Annotated in this window: 1 protein-coding gene; it reads right to left on the bottom strand. The window is 65.8% G+C overall.

Annotation, left to right across the window (positions count from 1 at the left end):
• The coding region (locus AC4ELH_RS08880) for a condensation domain-containing protein (RefSeq protein WP_498884128.1) at positions 1-3,253 on the bottom strand (3,253 nt) is incomplete at both ends.

Raw genomic sequence — 3,253 nt, 5'->3', positions numbered from 1 at the left:
AACCTCATCCAACCGAGCACAATCAGCAGCATCAAGCACACCCACAGCCGACAACCGCTGAGCCGAGTCAGCCGTGATCGCCGCCAACATCCGCTGCATACGTTGGATCAAGGTCTCGATCGTGGCCGTGTCGAACACGTCGGTACGGAACTCGACCGATCCGTCGATTCCGGCCGGCACGCCGGCATCGTTGAAGCGTTCAGCCAGCGAGAACACCAGATCCATACGGGCAGTCTGAGTTTCGGCCTCCAGCCGCGTAACACCGACGTCACCCAGCGCCAACGCGGCGGCAGGGTCGCTGTGTTGCCATGGCAGGTTTTGCCAGGTCAGCATGACCTGCACGAGTGGGTGATGGGTCAGGCTCCGGGTCGGATTGAGCCGATCCACCAGAACCTCGAACGGCACGTCCTGATGCTCGAACGCCGCCAAGCTACGCTGCCGCACCTGCCCCAACAGGTCTGCGACCGTGGGGTCCCCGGCCAGGTCCACGCGCAGCACCAAAGTGTTGACGAAGAAACCCACCAACTCGTCGAGTGCGGGCTCGCCGCGGCCGGCAGACGCTATGCCCACGGCCACATCGGTGCTTGCGCTCAGCTGAGCCATCAATGCCGCCAGAGCTGCCTGGACCACCATGAAGCTCGTCGCGCCGTGCTCGCGAGCGACCCGGGCGATCTGTTGCTGTAGTTCGGCAGGCCACTCCACCGCCACGCTGGAACCCTGGTAATCGGCCACCGGCGGATACGGCCGGTCAGTCGGTAGCTCCAACCGATCGGGGAGGTCGGCCAGCCCGTCCTCCCAGTACTTCAGCTGCCCGGCGATCACGCTGTCGGCGTCGGATACCGAGCCCAGCCACTCCTGTTGCCACAACGTGAAATCGGCATACTGCACCGGCAGGGGCTCCCAATCCGGGGCCTGCCCGTCGCACCGGTTGGCGTAGGCAGTCGCCAGATCCACCACGAGCGGGGTGACCGACCAGCCGTCGGCGGCGATATGGTGAACCACCGCCGCGAGGACGTGCTCGTTCTCGCTGATGCGGAAAAGTGTTGCTTTGATCGGGATTTCACTCGTGAGGTCGAAACTGTGGCGGGCCGCCGCACCGATCTCCTCGTCGAGCCGGGCCGCCTGCCATCCGGAGGCATCGACGATTTCCCATCCCAGGTCAGCCTGCTCGACGCCCAGAACCACCTGCTGGGGTACCCCGTCAACCGAGATGAACACGGTGCGCAGGCTCTCCTGCCGGCCCACGACGTCTGCCAGTGCAGCGCCCAGGGCATCTTCGTCGAGGTGCCCGCTGAGGCGTAGCGCGACCGCCATGTTGTAGATCGGTGACGGCCCCTGCAGTTGCTCCAGGAACCACAGTCGTTGCTGTGCATACGACAACGGAATGGCCGCCGGACGATGCCGCGCGGTCAGCGGCGGTCGGGCAACACCGTCCTGATGCCGGTCGAGATAGTCGGCCAGCCCGCCGACAGTAGGCGCGTCGAACAGGTAGCGAACCGGCACATCCCGGCCGAGAGCTGACTGTAGACGCGCGCTGACCCGGATGGCGATCAGGGAATCGCCACCTAGGACGAAGAAATCGTCATCGAGCCCGGCCCTGCCGAGCCCGAGCACCTCGGTGAACACCTCGGCGACGATTTTCTCCGTATCGGTCTGAGGAGCCCGGAAGGAGGTGGCGACGAAGGTGGGTTCAGGTAGCGCCTTGCGATCGATCTTGCCCGAGGACGTCAACGGGAACTCGTCGAGCACCACGATCTGGCTCGGCACCATGTACTCGGGTAGCCGCTCGGACAACCACTGTCGGACCGCTGTGACCTTCGAGTTGGTGTGCGGATCATTGGCGTGGCCGCCGCGCTGCCGGGCATCCGAGGCGGGCTGGTAGAGCTCGGTGAGCGCCGGCAGCGCCTCACCGTCGGAAACGGCGATGAAGAGGGCATCCAGGGTGCCGGGTTGGGTGCCCCAGGTGACCGCGACGTGATATCCGGCTGCTTCGCCGAGCCGGTACACCATCTCAGGTGTGACGACGTCCTCGGCGGCGGAGTCGGCGTGGACGAGTGCCTCGGCGAGCGGGAGCCCGGCGCCCAGAGCATGTTCGGTGACCACGTCGGCGATCACGCCGGCGCGGGGAATACCGCTGACCCGCACGGTGGACGGCTGCTGGGCCGTCAACTCGGCGTGCAGTCCGCTCAGACCCGCACAGTCCGTCCACGCCCAGGTCGGGGCGCTGGCCAGCGAGCACACCCGGGCGGGCGACTTGTGGACGATCACGTCGTAGCGGTACCGGCTCAGCTCGTTGTCGGCCTCTCCACGCTTGACCTGGACACCGATGCCGCTCACGGAGGGATGGTCGGCTGCCCAGGTGGTGAAAAACTCCGGGGCGAGGAGCAACTCGTGCTCGCCGAGCATCGCGCGCTGTACCCGTTGCCGGATCTCGTCGGTATCGGTGCCGTTGCGGCTGCGCGCCAAGGCGATACCTGTCTGAAACGCACCTTGCAGGCTGTGATTTCTTACGTCACCGATGAACAGCGTTCCGCCCGGCGCCAGCAGTTCCACGGCCTTGTCGATGACCTCGGCCAGGTATCCGGCACTCGGGAAGTACTGAACCACCGAGTTGATCACCACCATGTCGAACTGGCCCTGTGGCAACGCCTCGGTGATGTGGGCCGGTCGGGTCAACAGATGAACCCGGTCTCCCCACGGCTGGGCGGCCACGGCCCTCTGCAACTTCTGAATGGTCGGCGCGGAAAAGTCTGTGCCCCAATACTCGATGCACTCGGGAGCCAGCTGAGACAACAGCAGGCCCGATCCGACACCCAGCTCGAGCACCCGTTGCGGGCGCATCGACAGAATCCGATCCACGGTGGCCGAGCGCCATTCCTCCATCTCGTGCAGGGGAATCGGATCGTCCGTGTAGCTGCTGTTCCAGCCGCGGAAGTCGTTACCGAACTCGACCTCGTCGAGGTCGGCGTCGTAGAGCTCGTCGTAGATGCCTTGCCACTGGTCGACGACGTCAGCGTCGTAGTCGGCGGTGCTGGTCTGCTCGAGAGCGACGTAGCCGACCAGATGGTCGACGCCGGTGCTACCCCGATGCACGGCGGCGGCCGCGCGGGTGACTTGCGGGCAGGCCAGCAGGGTGTTCTCGATCTCGCCCAGTTCCAGGCGCTGGCCACGCAGCTTGACCTGAGCGTCCGCGCGTCCGAGGTATTCCAGGCTGCCCGATTCGGTCCAGCGCACCAGGTCACCGGTGCGGTAC

It is taken from the genome of Mycobacterium shunyiense, from assembly GCF_058270075.1.
The sequence above is the reverse complement of the archived record's forward strand: the minus strand, read 5'-3'. Positions and strand labels throughout refer to the sequence as shown.